Source organism: Mycolicibacterium moriokaense (genome assembly GCF_010726085.1).
Classification (GTDB): domain Bacteria; phylum Actinomycetota; class Actinomycetes; order Mycobacteriales; family Mycobacteriaceae; genus Mycobacterium; species Mycobacterium moriokaense.
The window spans coordinates 2,812,931-2,831,982 of sequence record NZ_AP022560.1; the positions used below are offsets into that span (position 1 = coordinate 2,812,931).

21 protein-coding genes and 1 tRNA gene are annotated in these 19,052 nt (G+C 66.8%); 15 read left to right on the top strand and 7 right to left on the bottom strand.

Going from position 1 to position 19,052, the window contains the following annotated elements; genetic code table 11:
• Positions 1 to 83: 83 nt before the first annotated feature.
• From G6N43_RS13665 to era, 5 genes are all read left to right on the top strand, one after another.
• Positions 84 to 1,118, top strand: coding sequence for a PhoH family protein (locus G6N43_RS13665; RefSeq protein ID WP_083155478.1), 1,035 nt, complete (start codon positions 84 to 86; stop codon positions 1,116 to 1,118).
• An 11-nt stretch (positions 1,119 to 1,129) separates the two neighbouring features.
• Positions 1,130 to 1,666: an rRNA maturation RNase YbeY gene (ybeY, locus tag G6N43_RS13670; RefSeq protein ID WP_083155481.1), complete on the top strand. Its 537-nt coding sequence runs from the start codon at positions 1,130 to 1,132 to the stop codon at positions 1,664 to 1,666.
• Positions 1,663 to 2,955: a hemolysin family protein gene (locus G6N43_RS13675; RefSeq protein ID WP_083155485.1), complete on the top strand. Its 1,293-nt coding sequence runs from the start codon at positions 1,663 to 1,665 to the stop codon at positions 2,953 to 2,955. Before ybeY ends, G6N43_RS13675 begins: the two co-directional genes overlap by 4 nt.
• Complete coding sequence (locus G6N43_RS13680) at positions 2,948 to 3,265, top strand: cytidine deaminase-like protein (RefSeq protein ID WP_083155488.1); 318 nt, start codon at positions 2,948 to 2,950, stop codon at positions 3,263 to 3,265. Before G6N43_RS13675 ends, G6N43_RS13680 begins: the two co-directional genes overlap by 8 nt.
• Positions 3,266 to 3,382: 117 nt before the next feature.
• The gene (gene era / locus G6N43_RS13685) at positions 3,383 to 4,294 is read left to right on the top strand and encodes a GTPase Era (protein WP_083155492.1); all 912 of its coding nucleotides are present in this window, start codon (positions 3,383 to 3,385) and stop codon (positions 4,292 to 4,294) included.
• Here era and G6N43_RS13690 read toward each other — a convergent pair whose 3' ends face one another.
• Together G6N43_RS13690 and G6N43_RS13695 are read right to left on the bottom strand one after the other, a co-directional pair.
• Positions 4,295 to 4,843 carry a CAP domain-containing protein gene (locus G6N43_RS13690; RefSeq protein WP_083155494.1) on the bottom strand — a complete coding sequence of 183 codons (549 nt, stop codon included), beginning with the start codon at positions 4,841 to 4,843 and terminating at the stop codon, positions 4,295 to 4,297.
• A gap of 11 nt (positions 4,844 to 4,854) precedes the next feature.
• Entirely contained in the window at positions 4,855 to 6,327 is a 1,473-nt protein-coding gene (locus G6N43_RS13695) for an amidase (protein ID WP_083155497.1), read from the bottom strand.
• Between the two features lie 62 nt (positions 6,328 to 6,389).
• On the opposite strand from G6N43_RS13695, the gene recO reads away from it, so the two are divergent.
• The 3 genes from recO to G6N43_RS13710 are packed head-to-tail and all read left to right on the top strand — an operon-like array spanning position 6,390 to position 8,490.
• Positions 6,390 to 7,238: a DNA repair protein RecO gene (recO, locus tag G6N43_RS13700; RefSeq protein WP_083155500.1), complete on the top strand. Its 849-nt coding sequence runs from the start codon at positions 6,390 to 6,392 to the stop codon at positions 7,236 to 7,238.
• Positions 7,180 to 8,067, top strand: a complete 888-nt coding sequence (locus G6N43_RS13705) for a decaprenyl diphosphate synthase (protein WP_083155503.1) — start codon at positions 7,180 to 7,182, stop codon at positions 8,065 to 8,067. The genes recO and G6N43_RS13705 overlap by 59 nt, the downstream gene beginning before the upstream one ends.
• Positions 8,068 to 8,490, top strand: a complete 423-nt coding sequence (locus tag G6N43_RS13710) for a hypothetical protein (protein WP_083155507.1) — start codon at positions 8,068 to 8,070, stop codon at positions 8,488 to 8,490.
• 3 nt (positions 8,491 to 8,493) lie between these two features.
• Here G6N43_RS13710 and G6N43_RS13715 read toward each other — a convergent pair whose 3' ends face one another.
• The gene (locus G6N43_RS13715; protein ID WP_110810492.1) at positions 8,494 to 8,880 is read right to left on the bottom strand and encodes a Fur family transcriptional regulator; all 387 of its coding nucleotides are present in this window, start codon (positions 8,878 to 8,880) and stop codon (positions 8,494 to 8,496) included.
• A gap of 20 nt (positions 8,881 to 8,900) precedes the next feature.
• Positions 8,901 to 9,260, bottom strand: coding sequence for an ArsR/SmtB family transcription factor (locus tag G6N43_RS13720; RefSeq protein WP_083155510.1), 360 nt, complete (start codon positions 9,258 to 9,260; stop codon positions 8,901 to 8,903).
• Positions 9,261 to 9,329: 69 nt separating this feature from the next.
• Between G6N43_RS13720 and G6N43_RS13725 the strand changes: the two genes are divergently transcribed.
• Together G6N43_RS13725 and G6N43_RS13730 are read left to right on the top strand one after the other, a co-directional pair.
• Positions 9,330 to 10,715, top strand: coding sequence for a glycine--tRNA ligase (locus tag G6N43_RS13725; protein ID WP_083155513.1), 1,386 nt, complete (start codon positions 9,330 to 9,332; stop codon positions 10,713 to 10,715).
• A gap of 156 nt (positions 10,716 to 10,871) precedes the next feature.
• On the top strand, positions 10,872 to 11,759 hold the full coding sequence (locus G6N43_RS13730; RefSeq protein WP_083155515.1) for a type IV toxin-antitoxin system AbiEi family antitoxin: 888 nt from the start codon (positions 10,872 to 10,874) through the stop codon (positions 11,757 to 11,759).
• 74 nt (positions 11,760 to 11,833) lie between these two features.
• Here G6N43_RS13730 and G6N43_RS13735 read toward each other — a convergent pair whose 3' ends face one another.
• The gene (locus G6N43_RS13735; RefSeq protein ID WP_083155744.1) at positions 11,834 to 13,834 is read right to left on the bottom strand and encodes a TPM domain-containing protein; all 2,001 of its coding nucleotides are present in this window, start codon (positions 13,832 to 13,834) and stop codon (positions 11,834 to 11,836) included.
• Between G6N43_RS13735 and G6N43_RS13740 the strand changes: the two genes are divergently transcribed.
• The 3 genes from G6N43_RS13740 to G6N43_RS13750 all read left to right on the top strand — a co-directional run bounded on the left by G6N43_RS13740 (position 13,833) and on the right by G6N43_RS13750 (position 17,450).
• The gene (locus tag G6N43_RS13740; protein WP_234810195.1) at positions 13,833 to 15,125 is read left to right on the top strand and encodes a deoxyguanosinetriphosphate triphosphohydrolase; all 1,293 of its coding nucleotides are present in this window, start codon (positions 13,833 to 13,835) and stop codon (positions 15,123 to 15,125) included. The two genes, G6N43_RS13735 and G6N43_RS13740, sit on opposite strands and share 2 nt — an antisense overlap.
• Positions 15,126 to 15,165: 40 nt before the next feature.
• Complete coding sequence (gene dnaG / locus G6N43_RS13745) at positions 15,166 to 17,079, top strand: DNA primase (protein ID WP_083155517.1); 1,914 nt, start codon at positions 15,166 to 15,168, stop codon at positions 17,077 to 17,079.
• Positions 17,080 to 17,144: 65 nt separating this feature from the next.
• Positions 17,145 to 17,450, top strand: coding sequence for a DUF7155 family protein (locus G6N43_RS13750; RefSeq protein WP_083155519.1), 306 nt, complete (start codon positions 17,145 to 17,147; stop codon positions 17,448 to 17,450).
• On the opposite strand, the gene G6N43_RS13755 is transcribed toward G6N43_RS13750, so the two are convergent.
• Positions 17,447 to 17,710 carry a hypothetical protein gene (locus tag G6N43_RS13755; protein ID WP_083155522.1) on the bottom strand — a complete coding sequence of 88 codons (264 nt, stop codon included), beginning with the start codon at positions 17,708 to 17,710 and terminating at the stop codon, positions 17,447 to 17,449. The two genes, G6N43_RS13750 and G6N43_RS13755, sit on opposite strands and share 4 nt — an antisense overlap.
• Positions 17,711 to 17,859: 149 nt before the next feature.
• On the opposite strand from G6N43_RS13755, the gene G6N43_RS13760 reads away from it, so the two are divergent.
• Positions 17,860 to 17,932, top strand: a tRNA-Asn gene (locus G6N43_RS13760).
• A gap of 133 nt (positions 17,933 to 18,065) precedes the next feature.
• Positions 18,066 to 18,416: a hypothetical protein gene (locus G6N43_RS13765; RefSeq protein WP_133056567.1), complete on the top strand. Its 351-nt coding sequence runs from the start codon at positions 18,066 to 18,068 to the stop codon at positions 18,414 to 18,416.
• Here G6N43_RS13765 and G6N43_RS13770 read toward each other — a convergent pair.
• Positions 18,413 to 18,694 carry a hypothetical protein gene (locus G6N43_RS13770; RefSeq protein ID WP_133056568.1) on the bottom strand — a complete coding sequence of 94 codons (282 nt, stop codon included), beginning with the start codon at positions 18,692 to 18,694 and terminating at the stop codon, positions 18,413 to 18,415. The two genes, G6N43_RS13765 and G6N43_RS13770, sit on opposite strands and share 4 nt — an antisense overlap.
• Positions 18,695 to 19,052: the final 358 nt, after the last annotated feature.

Consider the following 19,052-nt stretch of genomic DNA (forward strand, 5'->3'; position numbering starts at 1 on the left):
GGCTGCGTCGGTGCCCGGCGGTAAACTGGCCAGACGGTGGTAAACAACCAGGCCAGACCCAGAAAGCAGGCAGAAAGCCCCACGTGACGCCCAGCGAAACGAACGCTGACTCCGACGCGACCGTTCGCAGCAGCATCGATGTTCCGCCCGACCTTGTCGTAGGCCTGCTTGGATCCGCCGACGAGAACCTGCGCGCACTCGAAAGCATCCTCGCAGCCGATATCCATGTCCGCGGCAACGCGTTGACCCTGTCCGGGGAGCCCGCCGACGTGGCGTTGGCCGAACGGGTGATCTCCGAGCTCGTCGCGATCGTGGCAAGCGGTCAGCGGCTCACCACCGACGCCGTCAAACACAGCGTCGCCATGCTCACCGGGACCGGCAACGAATCGCCTGCGGAGGTGCTGACGCTCGACATCCTGTCGCGGCGCGGCAAGACCATCCGCCCGAAAACGTTGAACCAGAAGCGATATGTGGACGCCATCGACGCGCACACCGTCGTCTTCGGTATCGGCCCTGCGGGTACTGGCAAGACTTATCTCGCAATGGCCAAGGCGGTCAACGCATTACAGTCCAAGCAGGTCACCAGGATCATCCTCACCCGGCCCGCGGTCGAAGCCGGTGAACGCCTCGGATTCCTGCCCGGCACGTTGAGCGAGAAGATCGACCCGTATCTGCGGCCGTTGTATGACGCGCTGTACGACATGATGGATCCCGAGTCCATCCCGAAGTTGATGAACGCCGGCATCATCGAGGTCGCGCCGCTGGCGTACATGCGGGGACGCACACTTTCGGATGCGTTCATCATTCTCGACGAGGCGCAGAACACCACCGGCGAGCAGATGAAAATGTTCCTGACCCGTCTCGGGTTCGGATCGAAAATCGTTGTGACAGGTGACATCACACAGGTCGACCTGCCCGGCGGCGCATCGTCGGGCCTGAGGACGGCGATGCGCATTCTCGACGGCATCGACGATATCCACTTCGCCGAGCTCACCAGCGCCGACGTCGTGCGACATCGACTGGTATCCGAGATCGTCGACGCGTATGCGAAGTCCGAGGAGCCCGAGCTGATGAACAGGGCGCAGCGGCGTGCGTCCGGCACTCGGCCACGGCGGTAACGGAACTCGACATGAGCATTGAGGTGTCCAACGAATCGGGCATCGACGTTTCCGAAGAGGAACTGATCAGCATCGCCCGATTCGTCATCCGCAAGATGAACGTCAATCCCGCCGCCGAACTGTCGATGGTGCTGCTCGACCCGTCGGCGATGGCGGACCTGCACATGCGGTGGATGGACCTGCCCGGTCCCACCGACGTGATGAGCTTCCCGATGGACGAACTCGAGCCCGGCGGCCGGCCCGATGCGCCCGAGCCCGGACCGGCGATGCTCGGCGACATCGTGCTGTGCCCGTCGTTCGCCGCCGATCAGGCCGCCGCGGCGGGCCATTCGCTTGGTCAGGAACTCGCGTTGCTGACGGTGCACGGGGTGTTGCACCTGCTGGGCTACGACCACGCCGAACCTGACGAGGAAAAGGAAATGTTCGCGCTGCAGCGCCAACTCCTCGAGGAATGGGTGGCCGATCAGGTCGAGGCGTATCACCAGGACCGGCAGTCCGAGAAGGACCGCCGCCTGCTGGACAAGTCCCGATTCTTCGACGAGCCGTGAACAATGTGAGTCAGCTGATCGGCGCGATCCTCTTGATCGGCGGCGCCGGTCTTTTCGCCGCCATCGATGCGGCCATCAGCACCGTGTCGATCGCCCGCGTCGAGGAACTCGTGCGCGACGAACGTCCCGGTGCGGTGCGACTGGCCCGGGTGATGGCCGAACGGCCGCGCTTCATCAACCTCTGCGTGCTGCTCCGAATCGCCTGTGAGGTCAGCGCGACGGTCCTGCTTGCGGCGTTTCTCGACGACTACTTCGGGGTGAGTTGGGGACTGGTCTCGGCGGCGGCGATCATGACGGTGATCAGCTTCGTCGCGATCGGCGTCGGGCCGCGGACGATCGGTAGGCAGAACGCCTACTCAATCTCGTTGGTGGCTGCGCTTCCGCTGCAAGCGATTTCGGTGGTGCTGACACCGGTGAGCCGGCTGCTGGTGCTCATCGGTAACGCGCTGACACCGGGTCGCGGTTTCCGCAACGGCCCGTTCGCATCCGAGATCGAGCTTCGTGAGGTCGTAGACCTGGCGCAGCAGCGCGGTGTGGTCGCCGACGAAGAGCGACGGATGATCCAGTCGGTGTTCGAACTCGGCGACACTCCCGCCCGCGAAGTGATGGTGCCGCGCACCGAGATGGTCTGGATCGAAGGCGACAAGACGGCGGGGCAGGCGACGTCGTTGGCGGTGCGCAGCGGTCACTCGCGGATTCCGGTGATCGGCGAGAACGTCGACGACGTCATCGGCGTGGTGTATCTGAAAGACCTTGTGCAGCGAACGTATTACTCGCGCAATGGTGGACGCGACACCCAGGTGTCCGAGGTGATGCGGCCGGCGGTGTTCGTGCCGGACTCCAAACCGTTGGATGCGCTGCTGCGCGAGATGCAGCGCGACCGTGTCCACATGGTGCTGCTGGTCGACGAATACGGCGCGATCGCCGGGTTGGTGACGATCGAGGACGTGCTGGAGGAGATCGTCGGGGAGATCGCCGACGAGTACGACACCGATGAAGTCGCCCCGGTGGAGGATCTCGGCGACGGCCGGTATCGGGTGTCGGCGCGGTTGCCGATCGAGGACCTCGGCGAGCTGTTCGACATCGAGTTCGACGAGGATTTCGACGTCGACACCGTCGGCGGCCTGGTGGCCTTCGAGCTGGGTCGTGTCCCGCTGCCGGGCGCCGAGGTGACGTGGGACGGGTTGCGGCTGCGCGCCGAGGGCGGGCCGGATCACCGTGGGCGGGTCCGCGTCGGCACAGTACTTGTGAGTCCGAGCGAGCCTGTAGAGAAGAAGGACGATGACTGAACTCGATGCCGAAGACGCCAAGCTGGTGACGCTGGCGCGCGGAGCGATGGCGCGTGCTGAGGCGGCCAGCGGTGCGGCGGTGCGTGACCTCGACGGTCGCACCTATGCCGGCGCGCCGGTGACACTGGACTCGCTGTCGCTGACCGCGCTGCAGGCGGCCGTCGCCGCGGCGGTGTCCAGCGGAGCAGCGGGTTTCGAGGCCGCCGTCCTGGTCGGTGGAGCTGTGGACGACGCCGGGGTTGCCGCGGTGCGCGAACTGTCGGCCGACGCGGCTGTCATCGTCACCGATCGAGCGGGCGATCCGCTATGAACCTCCGCTCGTCGACTCTGCGCTCAGGGCGGACTTTCGGGGCGGATTTGCGCCGTGAGCGCAGAGTCAACGCCGAGACTCGCGGGACGCCCAACGACGTGACTGGGGCGGCGCGCGGTGACTGAATTCCGCTCCGGGTTCGTCTGCTTCGTCGGACGGCCCAACACCGGCAAATCGACGTTGACCAATGCGCTCGTCGGCACCAAGGTGGCGATCACGTCGAACCGGCCGCAGACCACTCGGCACACCATTCGCGGCATCGTGCATCGCGAGAATTTTCAGATCATCCTGATCGATACGCCCGGCCTGCACCGTCCGCGCACCCTTCTCGGTCAGCGGCTCAACGACCTCGTCAAGGACACGTACTCCGAGGTCGACGTGATCGGGATGTGCATCCCCGCCGACGAGAGGATCGGGCCGGGCGACCGCTGGATCCTCGAACAGATCCGCGCCATCGCGCCGAAGACCACACTGATCGCGATCGTCACCAAGATCGACAAGGTGCCACGCGATCGTGTCGCCGCTCAGCTGATCGCGGTCAGTGAACTCGTCGGCCCCGACGCCGAGATCGTCCCGGTGTCGGCGACGACCGGTGAGAACCTCGACGAGCTGACCAACGTGCTCGCGGCCCAGCTGCCGCCGGGTCCCGCGTTCTACCCCGACGGTGAGCTCACCGACGAGCCCGAGGAGGTGCTGATGGCCGAGTTGATCCGCGAGGCCGCCCTCGAAGGCGTGCGCGACGAGCTGCCCCACTCACTGGCGGTCGTCATCGAAGACGTCGAACCACGCGAGGGACGTACACCCGAACAGGGGGAGCTGATCGACGTGCACGCGGTCCTCTACGTCGAGCGGGACAGCCAGAAGGGCATCGTCATCGGCAAGGGCGGTGCCAGGCTACGCGAGGTTGGCACCGCGGCGCGCACGCAGATCGAAAAGCTCCTGGGCACAAAGGTTTACCTCGACCTGCGGGTCAAGATCGCCAAGAACTGGCAGCGCGACCCCAAACAGCTGGGCCGACTGGGCTTCTGATCAGCCCGGCGCACCCGCGCCCGGCTGACCGAACGGGCGCTGCGGCGATTGCACCGGCGGGGCGCCGTCGCCCTTGCCGTAGACCGCGACCACGACGCTGCGGTCAAGCGAGTTCGCTGACCACACACCGATGTCGACGTTGGCGCAGTCCGACATGATCGCGTGGTAGTCGGGCCGGTAGTACCACTGGTTGATCAACTCGATCCCGCTGATCGCCAGCGCCGGGTTGATCGCCGTCGTCTCCGCCACCTCGCCGGCGTAACCGGCGTTGCGCGCGCGATCGGCGACCGTCGACCCGTCCGACCCGATGTCACCGTTGAGCGCGCGGTTGTTCATCACGTCATCGGTGTGCCATTGTGCGGCTAGTCGCAGCTTGGGGTTGATCTTGATATCGGTGGTGCATCCCGCCTGGTGCTGCATGGTGTAGACATTGGCGACCACACCGTCGTTGAGCCTTTTGTTGTCGGCGCCCGCGGCTGGTGTTCCGGCGATGCTGCCGGCGGCCACAGCCAGGGCGGGGAGTGCATAAGCCCAGTACCGCGCTGTCATGGTCGATGACCTTACGCCACCTCGCCTGGGCGGATCTCCTCTATCGAATCTTTCGGTTCGGGTGCCTGCGGCGGCAGCCACCACGGCTGCGGCTCCTTGGCCGCCCAGCCGTTGACGGCCTCGAGCGCGGCGGCCAGCGAGACCAGCAGGGGCTCACTGTTGGCCGGGCCCATCAGCTGCACGCCGATCGGCAGACCCGACGACGTGAACCCGGCGGGCACGTTGATCGACGGCCAGCCCAGCAGGTTCCACGGCCAGGTGACGGGACAGGCCCGGATCATGGCGCGGTCGGTGGCCAGCCCGCCCAGCGTGTCGAACGCATGCACTTCGGGCGGCGGCTGAGCGGTCGTCGGCGCGAGGACGACGTCGGCGATATTGAAGATCCACCCGATGCGGCGCTGCGACTCCGCCTCGCGGGCGCGGGCCTTGCGCAGGATGTGCTGCGACAGCAGCCAGCCGGTGTGGACGTTCGCCTTGGTCCGCTTGTCGAGGGTGACGTCGTAGCCCAGCCGATCGACCCAGTCCAGCAGCCCCGACGTCGACCGGGACAGGAAGTTCCACGACATGGCCAGGTTGTAGGCGGGATCGGCCGTGACGATCGTGTGCCCGAGCTCCTCGAGCTGCGCCGCGGTGGCCTCCAGGGCGTCACGGATCTCGGGATGCAGCTTGGCCCGGAAGAAGGTGAAGGGGAACTTCGTGGACAGCGCGATCCGGAGCGGACCGGGCGCCCGACCGACGTAGTCCGTCACCTGCACCGGCGGCGGCTGGTGCAGATCGCCCGCGACATTGCCCGACGCCGCGTCGAGCACGATCGCCGCGTCGGTGACGGTGCGCGCGAGCACGCCGTTGACGGTGATGCCGTTGAACGCCTCGGGTAGCGGCCAGGTCGAGATCCGGCCGCGCTGCGGTTTGATGCCGACCAGGTGCGTCCACGCCGCGGGGATGCGGACGCTGCCCGCGCCGTCGGATCCGATGGCCGCGGTCACCAGCCCGGCGGCCACCGCGGCGGCGCTGCCGCCCGACGATCCGCCCGGAGTGTGATCGCGCGACCACGGATTGCGGGTGTGACCGAAGGCCGGCCCACTGGTGAACGGCCACTGGCCCAGCTCGCACGTGTTCGTCTTGCCGACGATCACCGCGCCGGCTGCCTTCAGCCGTCGCACCACCTCGGAGTCGGCTTCGGCGGGTGCGATCGTGCCGTCGGCGCCGAAGCGGGTGGGCGCGCCCTTGACGTCGACGTCATCTTTCACCGCGATCGGGACGCCGAGCAGCGGAAGTTGTTCACCCGCTGCACGTTTGCGGTCAGCCTCGGCGGCGTCGGCCAGCGCCTGTTCGGCCAGCACCACCCGGAACGCGTTCAGCGTGGGCTGGCTGGCCTCGATCGCGTCGAGCGACCGGCGAACGAGGTCAACGGACGTGAGGGAACCACTCGCCAGCTGAAAGAGCTGCTGAGTGAGCGTGGAGAAACGGAACTGTTCGACCATCGCCTACAAGAATATCGGCGCCGCTACCGTGATCTGTCGGATCGCAATGGGAGACTGTTGTGATGCGGCTGTACCGGGATCGAGCGGTGGTGCTGCGTCAGCACAAACTCGGTGAGGCCGACCGAATCGTCACCCTGCTGACCCGCGATCACGGGCTGGTGCGCGCGGTGGCCAAGGGTGTACGACGCACCCGCAGCAAGTTCGGGGCAAGGCTGGAGCCGTTCGCGCACATCGATGTTCAGCTGCATCCCGGCCGCAATCTCGACATCGTCACCCAGGTCCAGGCCATCGACGCGTTCGCCACCGACATCGTCAGCGACTACGGCCGCTACACCTGCGCGTGCGCGGTCCTCGAGACCGCCGAGCGCCTTGCGGGTGAGGAGCGGGCGCCGATGCCCGCACTGCACCGGCTGACCGTCGCGGCGCTGCGGGCGGTGGCCGACGGCAGCAGGCCCAGGGAGCTCGTGCTGGACGCGTACCTGTTGCGCGCCATGGGAATCGCCGGGTGGGCGCCTGCACTGACCGAATGTGCCCGCTGCGCGGCGCCGGGTCCGCACCGGGCATTCCATGTCGCGGCCGGGGGCAGCGTGTGCATCCACTGCCGGCCGTCGGGTTCGGTGACCCCGCCGCAGGGGGTGTTGGATCTGATGGCCGCGCTGTACGACGGCGACTGGGAGTACGCGGAGACGTCGACGTCGTCGTACCGCAGCCAGGCCAGCGGTTTGGTCGCCGCGCACCTGCAGTGGCACCTGGAACGCCAGCTGCGGACATTGCCGCTGGTCGAGCGGGTGTACCGCGTTGATCAGCGCGTCACTGACGTACGGGTGTCGGTGGTCGGGCAGGATATGGCGCATGGCTATCAAGAGGGGCAAGGAGAAGGAGACCTACCCACAGCTGCCCCCGGCGCCTGACGACTATCCCACCTTTCCGGACAAGTCGACCTGGCCCGTCGTCTTCCCCGAGATCCCGGCGGGCACCAACGGGCGGTTCGCCCGTCCGCCGCAACACACGTCGAAGGCCGCCGCGCCGAAGATCCCGGCCGGCCAGGTGCCGAACCACGTCGCGGTGGTGATGGACGGCAACGGCCGCTGGGCCACCCAGCGGGGTTTGCACCGAACCGAGGGCCACAAGATGGGCGAGGCGGTGCTCATCGACATCACCTGCGGAGCAATCGAAATCGGCATCAAGCACCTGACGGTGTACGCCTTCTCGACCGAGAACTGGAAACGCAGCACCGAAGAGGTGCGCTTCCTGATGGGGTTCAACCGCGAGGTGGTCCGCCGGCGCCGCGAGAACCTCAATGACATGGGTGTCCGGATGCGTTGGGTCGGGTCACGGCCACGCATGTGGCGCAGCGTCATCAAGGAGTTCGACATCGCCGAACAGATGACGGTCGGCAACGACGTCATCACGATCAACTACTGCGTGAACTACGGGGGTCGCACGGAGATCGTCGAAGCGGCGCGGGCGTTGGCGCAGGAGGCGGTCGACGGCAAGATCAACCCGAGCCGGATCAGCGAGGCGATGTTCGCCAAACACCTGCACCGCGCCGACATTCCCGACGTCGACCTGTTCATCCGGACATCGGGGGAGCAGCGGGCGAGCAACTTTCTGCTGTGGCAGGCGGCCTACGCCGAGTACGTCTTTCAGGACAAGCTGTGGCCGGACTACGACCGCCGCGATCTGTGGGCGGCGTGCGAGGAGTACGTCCATCGCAACCGCAGGTTCGGAAGGGCCTAGATGACGCTTCAGGATCGGCTGGCCGAGGTCCTCGGTGAGATTCTGCCGCTGACGCGGGAAGAGGACGGCGCGATCACGGTGCACCACGACGGCACGTTCGCGTCGCTGCGGGTCGTCGAGGTCGCCGAAGGGCTGGAGTTGGTGTCGCTGACCCAGATTCTGGCGTGGGATCTGCCGCTGGACGCGAAGTTGCGGGCCAAGGTGGCCGATCATGCACACAGCACGTTGCTTGGGACGGTGTCGCTGGCGGCGAAGAGTGGGCACAAGGAGATCGCGGCGGGAGCCAAGCGCAACTCCAAGAAGGTCGCAGATGTGTTGTTGCGCTACAACTTTCCGGCGGCCGGCTTGAGCGATGACGCGTTGCGCACGCTCGTGCTGATGGTGCTGGCCGCCGGCTCGGACGTGCGTCGCGCCCTGATCTGACCGTCAGTTGGTGGTGCAGGCGTTGCAGAGACCGAAGATCTCGATGGTGTGGCTGACATCCGAAAAGCCGTGCTGGCGAGCGACTTCGGCGGCCCACGTCTCGACCTGACCGCCGGACACCTCGACAGTCGCGCCGCACGCCCGGCACACCAGGTGGTGATGGTGGTCGTCGGAGCAGCGTCGGTACACGCACTCGCCGGTGTCGGTGCGCAGCGTGTCGACGACGCCGGCCGCGGCCATCTGCTGCAACGTGCGGTACACCGTGGTGAGGCCGATACCCTCACCGCGCCTGCGCAGTTCGTCGTGCAGCTCCTGGGCGGAGCGGAAGCCGTCGAGCTTGTCCAACAGCGCCGAAATGGCCGCACGCTGGCGGGTGGAGCGGACACCCATCGATGGCGCCGAGGAGCCTGTCACGCGTGGCCCTCCGCGGCGTGGGTCACCGCGGCGAGGACGATGTCGGCGAGGTGGTGATCGACGAGGCGGTACATCACTTCGCGTCCCGACCGCTCGCCCGCGACGACGCCCGCGGATTTGAGGATTCGCAGATGCTGGCTGACCAACGGCTGCGGTACCGCGAGCGCGTCGACGAGTTCGTGGACGCAGCGCGCCGACTCGCGCAGTTGCAGGACGATCGCGATGCGGACCGGCGCGGCCAGCGCACGCAGGAGATCGCCGGAGGTGTCGAGCACGTCGCGGGGTGGAAGCTCCGGAAAGGGCTCGCCGCTGTGGTCGTGTCCGTCCTCGACAGCGAAAGTGGAAACGGTTTCCATTATGGCGCCAGAATACATGCACACTTCCGCATGTCAATGCGCTCTGGCAGGTCGCTAGGCTGTGCACCTGTGGCTTCCATCATCGACACTGTCGCCAACCTCGCCAAGCGGCGTGGCCTCGTCTATCAATCCGGCGAGATCTACGGCGGGACGAGGTCGGCGTGGGACTACGGCCCGCTCGGGGTGGAGCTCAAGGAGAACATCAAGCGGCAGTGGTGGCGCTCGGTAGTCACCGGCCGCGACGACGTCGTCGGCCTGGACAGCGCGATCATCCTGCCGCGTGAGGTCTGGGTGGCGTCGGGGCACGTCGACGTGTTCAACGATCCGCTCGTCGAATGCCTGAACTGTCACAAGCGCCACCGGCAGGACCATATGCAGGAGGCGTACGCAGAGAAGAAGAAGATCGACGACCCGGACTCGGTGCCGATGTCGGAGATTGTGTGCCCGGACTGCGGCACCAAGGGTCAGTGGACCGAGCCGCGCGACTTCAACATGATGCTCAAGACGTACCTCGGTCCTATCGAGACCGAGGAGGGTCTGCATTATCTGCGGCCGGAGACGGCGCAGGGCATCTTCGTCAACTTCGCGAATGTTGTGACGACCGCGCGTAAGAAGCCGCCGTTCGGTATCGGCCAGATCGGCAAGAGTTTCCGCAACGAGATCACGCCGGGCAACTTCATCTTCCGCACGCGCGAGTTCGAGCAGATGGAGATGGAGTTCTTCGTCGAGCCCGACACCGCGCCCGAGTGGCACCAGTACTGGATCGACACCCGGTTGCAGTGGTACGTCGATCTCGGTATCGACCGCGACAACCTGCGGCTCTACGAGCATCCGAAGGACAAGTTGTCGCACTACAGCGATCGAACGGTCGACATCGAGTACAAGTTCGGCTTCCAGGGCAACCCGTGGGGTGAGCTCGAGGGTGTGGCGAACCGGACGGATTTCGATTTGTCCACGCACGCAAAGCATTCCGGTGTCGATCTGTCGTTCTACGACCAGGCGACCGATACGCGCTACGTCCCCTACGTGATCGAACCCGCAGCCGGCCTGACGCGGTCGCTGATGGCGTTCCTCGTCGACGCCTACTCCGAGGACGAAGCACCCAACGCCAAGGGTGGGGTGGACAAGCGCACGGTGTTGCGGCTCGATCCGCGGCTGGCGCCGGTCAAGGTCGCGGTACTGCCGCTGTCGCGTAACGAGGAGCTGTCGCCGAAGGCACGTGATCTCGCTGCCGAACTGCGCAAGTCGTGGAATGTCGAGTTCGACGATGCGGGCGCGATCGGACGGCGCTATCGCCGTCAGGACGAGATCGGCACGCCGTTCTGCGTGACGGTCGACTTCGATTCGCTCGAGGATCACGCGGTGACGGTCCGCGAACGTGACGCAATGACGCAGGACCGCGTCGCGATGGACGCCGTCAGCGACTACCTGGCGACGCGTCTCAAGGGCGCCTAGAACTACCGCGAGCGTGCGTGTCTGAGGGCGACACGCCGCGCCAGAATCCGAGTTCGCGCACGCTCACGCCGCGCTGGTTATCCCCAACCGGCAACCCATCCACAACTTTGATTCGTCGCCCACATCGCGAGCGACGTCAGTCTGACGATCGTCGACATGACCGACGACTTGACCGCGCTCTTCGACACCCAAGGCGACGTGGCCACCAGCGGCCAACTATTGGCGGTGCTGAGCCGCAGACAGCTCGACACCAAAATCGCCACTGGAGAACTGATGAAGGTGTGGCCGGGCGTCTATAGCCGCGAGGAACCGGACACGCTGATCAGACTGCGGGGTGTCGATCTTCGGGCTGGTGAGCCAGTCGCAATGTGTCTGGGCACCGCAGCAGCTGCATACGGATTCGACACCGAAGACGTCGTCGATCTGCACGTCTTGAATCCTGATCACCATCAGCTACGCCACTGCGACGGACTGTTCGTGCATCGTCGCGAGGGCGCACCGCTGATCGAAATCGACGGCCGTCTGGCGACGGCGCCGGCCTGGACCGCCGTTGAGGTGGCCCGATCGCTGCGGCGGCCTCGGGCGCTGGCCACGCTCGACGCGGCTCTGCGCAGCAGAACCTGCACTGCTAGCGAGTTGTGGGCGGCCGCGGTGCAGCAATCGGGTCGACGCGGGATCGTCGCGGTGCGCGAGTTGATCCCGTTGGCAAGGGCGGAGGCCGAGTCGCCGATGGAAAGCGAAACGCGACTGGTGATGATCGACGGTGGACTGCCGCCAGACGAACTGCAATACGCGATCATAGATCGCAACGGTCGTCGGTGGCGCGTCGACTTCGCGTGGCCCGGAGGCAAGGTCGCCGTCGAGTACGACGGGTTCGACTTCCACAGTGATCCAGAGAAGTTTCGCCGAGATCGACAGAAGCGGGCAGCGCTACAGGAAATCGGTTGGTCAGTCATATCCGTCGTGTTCGACGACGTTCGGCATCAGCCCCAAGATATGTTGCGCCGCATCGAGGTTCAGTTGGGACGCTCGCTGGCGGCGTGAGCGTGCGTGAACTCCGAGAATTGCACGGTGTGTCGCCCGCAGACACGCACGCTCGCGGCAAAGGCAAAGAGCGGCTAAAAGCGGCCGCCGCCCCCGCTGTAGCTGCGTCCCGACGAATGCGACGACCCGCCGAACGACGTCGACCGGCCCATCCCGAGCCCACCGCCGAAGCCGCCGACCCCGCCGCGCAGCGCACCGCTGAGGATGTTGCCGATGATGATGCCGCCGATGACGCCACCCATGTCTGACCCGCTGCCGCCGCCGCCCCAGCCTGACGTATAGGTCCGCTGCGCGGCCGCGACGTCCTGGCTGGCCAGCGACTGCGCCTGCGCGGCCAACATATCGGCGCCGTTGGCGTGTGCGATCGCCTCGCTCAGATTGGTCGCCCGCTTGTCCTGCGCGGCCTGCAGCTGACGGACCGCCTCGGCGAGCCTGGTGCGCGCCTCGGGCCCGATGCTGCCGCGGCGGGTGTCGATGAAGTCCGAGACGCCACGCACGCGCGACTGCGCGGAGAACAGCGCCTGGTCATACGCGCGCGTGAGGCGTTCCTGCGTCTGGCGTTCCTCCGTCGCGCTGGCGAGTAGCCGATCCAGTTCGGCGTCGGCCTTGGTCAGCCGGGTGAACGTGCCGAGCGGGTCGGTGCTGCCGTTCTTCTCGGCATCGGCGATCGCAGCCGCCGCCTGATCGCGAGCCGCCCTGAGTTCGTCCTGCAGCGAGATCTTGCCCTGCTGCAGCTGCTCGTCGGCCTGGCTGACACCGTTCTTGATGTCGTCGATAGCCGCGGGCAGCGCCGCGGCGGCGCGATTGATGTCGGCGCCCGCGCTGTCGACCGCGTCCAGCAGCGAACGGGCCTGCCCCAGAGACGATTCCGCGGCGCGGATCGCATCGACCAGGCCCATCTGCTGGCCGACCGGCCTGGCGACGCAGTTGCGCGCGGTGGTGATGTTCTTGTCGGCGAAGTCCAGCCGCTCCCTGGCGGTCTTCACGTTGTCGGCGATGGAAGTCAGTGCGGCAGGGTCGAATTGGTCGTGCAGAGCCTTCAGCGCCTCCTCCGATGGGCCAAGCCGCGCGGTGAGGTCGACCATCTGCTGGGTCAGGGCGTCCAGTCGGGTGGGCGCGTTGATGACGAGATCGCGCAGCTGCTCGAAGGCCTCCGACTGCGCCTCCAGTTCGCGGTCGGCCTTGGCGGCGGCGACGACCACGCGGGTGAGCAGGTCGCGGCGCTGCCGTGGTGTCTCGGGGATGGCGTCGTCGAGAATCTGGCGCACGTTGAACGCCTGCGCCAGCGTCGTCTTCGCATTCGCGACCGCCCTGCTGAACGGTTCGGTCTGCGCGGCGCCGAATTCCTCCACCGCCAGGGCCAATTCGCTCTCGCTGGTCCGCACCGCGTTGTCGACGTCGACCACCATCATCTTGGACAGGTCGTCGAGCGCCTCGATCGAGACGGCCGCCAACGCGTGAGGGTCGGTGGGGTCCACCCGCCGGGCCGCGGCGAACTCGGCTTCGCGTCTCTTACGGCGACGGCGCCGCGACCACAGCCACAACCCCACGATGATCAGGCCGAAGATCGCGAGCGCGACCAGCAGGCCGAACCACGTGATACCGGAGCCCGACGAGGGCGGCTCCTGCAGGCCCTGGGCCGCGGCGATCGCCGCCCCCGCCCAATCGCGCTGGCGCAGCGCGGGTTCGATGGTGTCACGCTGCAGGGCCGCCGCCTTCGACTGACTCATGACATCCGAGGGCACCTGGAACGCGTATGCGCGTTCGCGGGTGGCGACCGCCAACAACGCGTCACGGTCGCCGAAGTCGCTGATCTGCATCGTGGTTCGCGCCCAGCCGACCGCGCCCTGGCCGAAGCTGTCGACGTACACCACCCACAGTCGGGTGCGGTTGGCGGTGTAAAGCTCGTCGATCGCGTTCTCGACTTGCGTCCGCTCGCTCGGCGAAAGCACGCCCGCCCGGTCGGTGACGTAGTCGGGCACCCGGAACGGTGGTTCGGCGGTCGTGGCCGGGGCCAGCACGAGACCGGCGACCAGTGTTGCGAACACGACGCTGAACAAGCGGGCGATGCGCATGCCCGCCAATCTAGTACTGGCAGACTGTGCGGCGGTGGCAGCGAATCAGGGATCCTACGGAGAGTTCGACCGCGAACGCTTGGTGGTCGAACCGCAGAAGACTGCTGCGCTGCCGGGCACCGACACCGAACATCGCACGGATTTCGCCCGCGACCGGGCAAGGGTGCTGCACAGCGCCGCGCTGCGACGGCTGGCCGACAAGACCCAGGTGGTCGGTCCCCGGCAGGGCGACGTGCCCCGCACGAGGCTGACGCATTCGCTGGAGGTCGCCCAGATCGGCCGGGGGATGGCCATCGGCCTGGGCTGCGATCCCGACCTGGTCGACCTGGCCGGCTTGGCACACGACATCGGCCACCCGCCGTACGGCCACAACGGTGAACGGGCGCTCAACGAGATCGCCGCCGAGTGCGGTGGCTTCGAGGGCAACGCGCAGAACTTCCGCATCCTGACCCGATTGGAGCCCAAAGTCCTTGATGCCCAAGGTCGTAGCGCCGGACTGAACCTCACCCGGGCCGCGCTCGACGCGGTGACCAAGTACCCGTGGCGCCGGATCGGGCAGCAAGGCAAGTTCGGCTTCTACGAGGACGACGCCGTGGCCGCCGACTGGGTGCGGTCCGGTACGCCAGACGGGCGGCCCTGCCTGGAGGCGCAGGTCATGGACTGGGCCGACGACGTCGCCTACTCGGTGCACGACGTCGAGGACGGCGTCGTCTCGGGCCGGATCGACATGCGGGTGCTGGCCGACGACGACGCGGCCGCCGAGTTGGGCCGCCTCGGCGAATCGAGCGGGATGGGTGCCGGACTGCGCGCCGACGATCTGGTGGCCGCCGCGAACCGGCTGTCGAACCTGCCCGTCGTCGCCGCCGTCGGCAAGTACGACGCCACCCTCGCCGCGTCCGTCGCGCTCAAGCGCTTGACCAGCGAGCTGGTCGGCAGGTTCGCGTCCGCGGCGATCGCCGCGACCAGGGCGGTCGCTGGGGCGGGCCCGCTGGTGCGGTACCAGTCCGAGCTTCATGTGCCCGATCTGGTTCGGGCCGAGGTGGCGGTGCTGAAGATCCTGGCGCTGCAGTTCATCATGTCCGATCCGCGACATCTGGAACTCCAGGCGCGGCAGCGCGACCGCGTCCACCGCGTCGTGGAGTGGACGCTCGCGGGCGCACCCGCGACGCTGGATCCGGTCTTCGCCCCGGCGTTCAACGCCGCCGACACCGACGGCGCCCGGTTGCGGGTCGTCATCGACCAGGTCGCCTCGTTCACCGAGGGACGATTGGAGCGACTGGAACCGGCTTGAGGGTGACCGGGCGCCGCCGCGGGCGCTCTAGACTGACCCGGTGGCCGGCCGCATCCCCGATCGAGACATCGCGGCCATTCGTGAACGCGTACGCATCGAGGACGTCGTCGGTGACTACGTGCAGCTGCGCCGGGCGGGCGCAGACTCGCTGAAGGGGCTTTGCCCGTTTCACGACGAGAAGTCGCCGTCGTTTCATGTGCGACCCAACCACGGCCACTTCCACTGCTTCGGTTGCGGCGAGGGCGGCGACGTCTACGCCTTCGTTCAGAAGATCGAGCACGTCAGCTTCGTCGAGGCCGTCGAACTGCTGGCCGACCGGGTGGGCTACACCGTCACCTACACCGGTGGCTCGACGGCGAACGTGCAGCGCGACCGCGGCAGCCGCAGCAGGCTGCTCGCCGCGAACGCCGCCGCCCAGGAGTTCTATGCCGAAGCGCTGCAGTCGGACGAAGCAGCTCCCGCCCGCGCGTACCTACTGGAGCGCAACTTCGACGCCGAGGCCGCAGCGAGATTCGGATGCGGATTCGCCCCGTCGGGGTGGGAGACGCTGACAAAGCACTTGATGCGCAAGGGTTTTGAGTTCAAGGAGCTGGAGGCCGCGGGTCTGTCGCGGGAGGGCCGACGCGGCCCCATGGACCGTTTCCACCGTCGGCTGCTGTGGCCCATCCGGGCGGCGGGCGGGGAGGTCATCGGCTTCGGGGCGCGACGCATCTTCGACGACGACCCGATGGAAGCGAAATACGTCAACACCCCGGAGACCGTGCTCTACAAGAAGTCGTCGGTGCTGTTCGGCCTCGACCTGGCCAAGCGTGACATCGCGAAGGGACATCAGGCGGTCGTCGTCGAGGGCTACACCGACGTGATGGCGATGCACCTCGCCGGGGTGACCACCGCCGTCGCCTCCTGCGGCACCGCATTCGGTGACGAGCACCTGGCGATGCTGCGCCGACTCATGATGGACGACAACTTCTTTCGCGGTGAGCTGATCTACGTCTTCGACGGCGATGCGGCGGGACGTGCCGCGGCGGTCAAGGCGTTCGAGGGTGAACAGAACCTCGCCGGGCAGTCGTTCGTAGCCGTCGCTGACGACGGGATGGACCCGTGCGATCTGCGGCTCAAGGCGGGCGACGGGGCGCTGCGCGACCTGGTGGCCCGGCGCACGCCGCTGTTCGAGTTCGCCGTTCGCACAGCGCTTGCCGAACACGATCTCGACAGCGCCGAAGGCCGGGTGAACGCGCTGCGACAGTGTGTGCCGATGGTCGCGCGAATCAAGGACAGCATGCTGCGCGACGAATACGCGCGCCGGCTGGCCGGGTGGGTCGGCTGGGACGAGGTCAACCAGGTGATCGGCCGGGTGCGCGAGGAGGCGCAGAAGCGCGGCATGCCCGAGCGCAGCGGACGACGTCGCGCCCCGACCGAAGCAGCCGCCCCCCGCCGCACTGCACCTGCTGTCGAACGCCCCGATCCCGCCGATCCGACGCTGTGGCCCCAGCGCGAAGCGCTGAAATCCGCACTGCAATACCCCGCGCTGGCCGGCCCGGTGTTCGACTCATTGACCGTCGAGAGCTTCACCCATCCCGGCTACGCCGCGGTGCGAGCCGCGATCAGCGCGGCGGGCGGCGCGGCCGCGGGGCACTCGGGCGCGCAGTGGATCGACGCTGTGCGTGGGCAGGCGGCGTCGGAGGCCGCCGCCGGGCTGGTCAACGAGCTCGGCGTGGAAGCCATCAATGTCGATGACGATGAAAAGCTGCCGCGCTACATCGCCGGGGTGCTGGCCCGGTTGCAGGAAGTGTGGGTCGGACGGCAGATCGCCGAGGTCAAGTCGAAACTGCAGCGGATGTCGCCGGTGGAGCAGGGCGACGAGTACCACGCCCTGTTCGGGGATCTGGTCGCCATGGAGGCCTATCGCCGCAGCCTGCTGGAACAGGCCAGCGGCGACGACCTCACTGCGTGAAGCCGGGTAACGCGATAGGGTATGGCCGCGATCAACCGTCGGGGAACGGTGAGAAAGGCACACTCGTGAAGACGACCAAGAACCGGGCGACCAAGTTCATTGCCGCTGGCGCGTTCGCGGTGGCCGCGGTCGCGGCGCCGTTCGCCGCATCGGCGCTGGCCACGACTGATAGTTCTGATGCCGTCGCACTTCCCCCAGGCTGCCTGGCGTGGTTCGGCAACCAGGAGACCGGCAGGTGCCTGGGCTATTCCCAGGGCAACGGCGTCAACGTGGGTACGCCGGCCGTCGGTGCCTTCGGCGAGAACGGTGGCATCGGAGTCAATACCGGCCCGTTGTTCCCCGGTACAACCGTCAACCGGGGGATCGGCTAACGCACCCGCCCCTTCGGCGCGGCTTTCTCGGACTCCGGCCCGATCACGGTCGTCCCGCGGTCGATCTCGGTGAGTGTGACCATCGGCGGATCCGGTGATACCCGGTCGGCAATCTTGCGGCGCCCTGCGTCGATCACGGCTTTGGCCGCCGGACTCTCGGTGACGGCCTTGTAGGTTCCCGCGATCTGTTCATATCGGCGCCGACCTGCCTTCGTGCCCAATACGTAGCCGACGGCCAATACGGCGAGATACCGGATCACAAGGCCCCTCCCGAACGACGGTGTAGTACCTCTCTATCCTGCCTCACTCGCCTGAGTGCGCGCTGGGCGGCGGCGTATTGGCGGCGCGAGCGCCGGGTGCGCTAAAGTCATGCCTCGGCCCGCGCACTAGCGGCATCGCGGGCGAGCCGTCCCCTGTAGCTCAATTGGCAGAGCATTCGGCTGTTAACCGAAGGGTTGCTGGTTCGAGTCCAGCCGGGGGAGCAAGGTTTTACGCAGGTCAAGGGCTATTTCTAGCCTAGCGAAACAAACCGCGTGCTATCTCTCGTGCTATCCGAACTTGCCGACACGGCGAATCTCCTCATCTCGGCACCCAACGAGTTAGGAGATAGGGCAAATGACCACACGACTAGAGAAGTGCGCCATCTGTGGCCGGCTTGGCTGGCACCCTACGGACAGGTGTCCTGCCGGATTCCCAGACCTGTGGCCAGCACCGCCCGATGCGGTCAGCGTCGGCGACTGGGAGGTAGCCGATGGTCCCGACGATATTCGTCGGACCTTCTACGGCACCACACGCGGCGACCGTGTGCCTGTCGAAATCGTCGGTTGGCAGAAGCTCGACGGCACCATCGGCCGGGGGATCATTCCCGATCTGCGCGGGGTGGGCGGGGAACTCGATGCGCCAACCGCGCGACAGATGGCGCGCGATCTGCTGGCCGCTGCTGATGAAATTGTGGGGCTGAATTAGCCGTCAAGGTCTTCAAGTAGACCCTTCTGCACCGCCGCTATCGCGTTCTCGCGGCCGAACATCGCGCACAACGACTCCGCCGTCATCGTCAGGTAGCTCGCGGCGATGCGCCCCATACAGTCGTGGCAGCCGCGCAACTCGCTGGCGATCATGGCGACAGAATCACCCGCGTCATTGAGGAACGACAGCAGCAGACGCTGCTGCCGGATTGATTCGTAGGTTTCTGCTTGCGCGGTGTCCCCGGCTTCGCGGAGCGCGCAAGGTTCGCAAGTTGTCATGGTGTTGATTGTTTCGTGCCTCTCCGACAAATGTGCGCACCAACTTGTGTCGGTGTGCGTCGATACGGTGCCGACATGTACTGGACTCGCCATTTGCGTCGTCGGGATCGTTGAGGGCGCGCATTATCACCCATCGCTGGCCAAAAGAGTGTCAACCTTGGCGCTCGGGCGTGTCGCACGCAATATGTCGGACCCTTGTGTCAGCGTGGTAGATGAGGGCGCAACTGTGCGCCACCGAGATAAGGGACGACCAGAATGTTTGAACGCAATGACATGGTAGGGGTTGGCCAGACGCCCCCAAGCTCCCACAGGCGGCTTGTCCGCAACACGCCTGAGCAGCCAGCGACGAAAGGCGATA

Coding starts and splice junctions, on each gene's coding strand:
- ybeY (WP_083155481.1), top strand. CDS start 1,130: ATGAGCATTGAGGTGTCCAACGAATCGGGCATCGACGTTTCCGAAGAG.
- G6N43_RS13680 (WP_083155488.1), top strand. CDS start 2,948: ATGACTGAACTCGATGCCGAAGACGCCAAGCTGGTGACGCTGGCGCGC.
- G6N43_RS13690 (WP_083155494.1), bottom strand. CDS start 4,843: ATGACAGCGCGGTACTGGGCTTATGCACTCCCCGCCCTGGCTGTGGCC.
- G6N43_RS13695 (WP_083155497.1), bottom strand. CDS start 6,327: ATGGTCGAACAGTTCCGTTTCTCCACGCTCACTCAGCAGCTCTTTCAG.
- recO (WP_083155500.1), top strand. CDS start 6,390: ATGCGGCTGTACCGGGATCGAGCGGTGGTGCTGCGTCAGCACAAACTC.
- G6N43_RS13705 (WP_083155503.1), top strand. CDS start 7,180: ATGGCTATCAAGAGGGGCAAGGAGAAGGAGACCTACCCACAGCTGCCC.
- G6N43_RS13710 (WP_083155507.1), top strand. CDS start 8,068: ATGACGCTTCAGGATCGGCTGGCCGAGGTCCTCGGTGAGATTCTGCCG.
- G6N43_RS13715 (WP_110810492.1), bottom strand. CDS start 8,880: ATGGGTGTCCGCTCCACCCGCCAGCGTGCGGCCATTTCGGCGCTGTTG.
- G6N43_RS13720 (WP_083155510.1), bottom strand. CDS start 9,260: ATGGAAACCGTTTCCACTTTCGCTGTCGAGGACGGACACGACCACAGC.
- G6N43_RS13730 (WP_083155515.1), top strand. CDS start 10,872: ATGACCGACGACTTGACCGCGCTCTTCGACACCCAAGGCGACGTGGCC.
- G6N43_RS13740 (WP_234810195.1), top strand. CDS start 13,833: ATGCCCGCCAATCTAGTACTGGCAGACTGTGCGGCGGTGGCAGCGAAT.
- G6N43_RS13735 (WP_083155744.1), bottom strand. CDS start 13,834: ATGCGCATCGCCCGCTTGTTCAGCGTCGTGTTCGCAACACTGGTCGCC.
- G6N43_RS13765 (WP_133056567.1), top strand. CDS start 18,066: ATGACCACACGACTAGAGAAGTGCGCCATCTGTGGCCGGCTTGGCTGG.
- G6N43_RS13770 (WP_133056568.1), bottom strand. CDS start 18,694: ATGACAACTTGCGAACCTTGCGCGCTCCGCGAAGCCGGGGACACCGCG.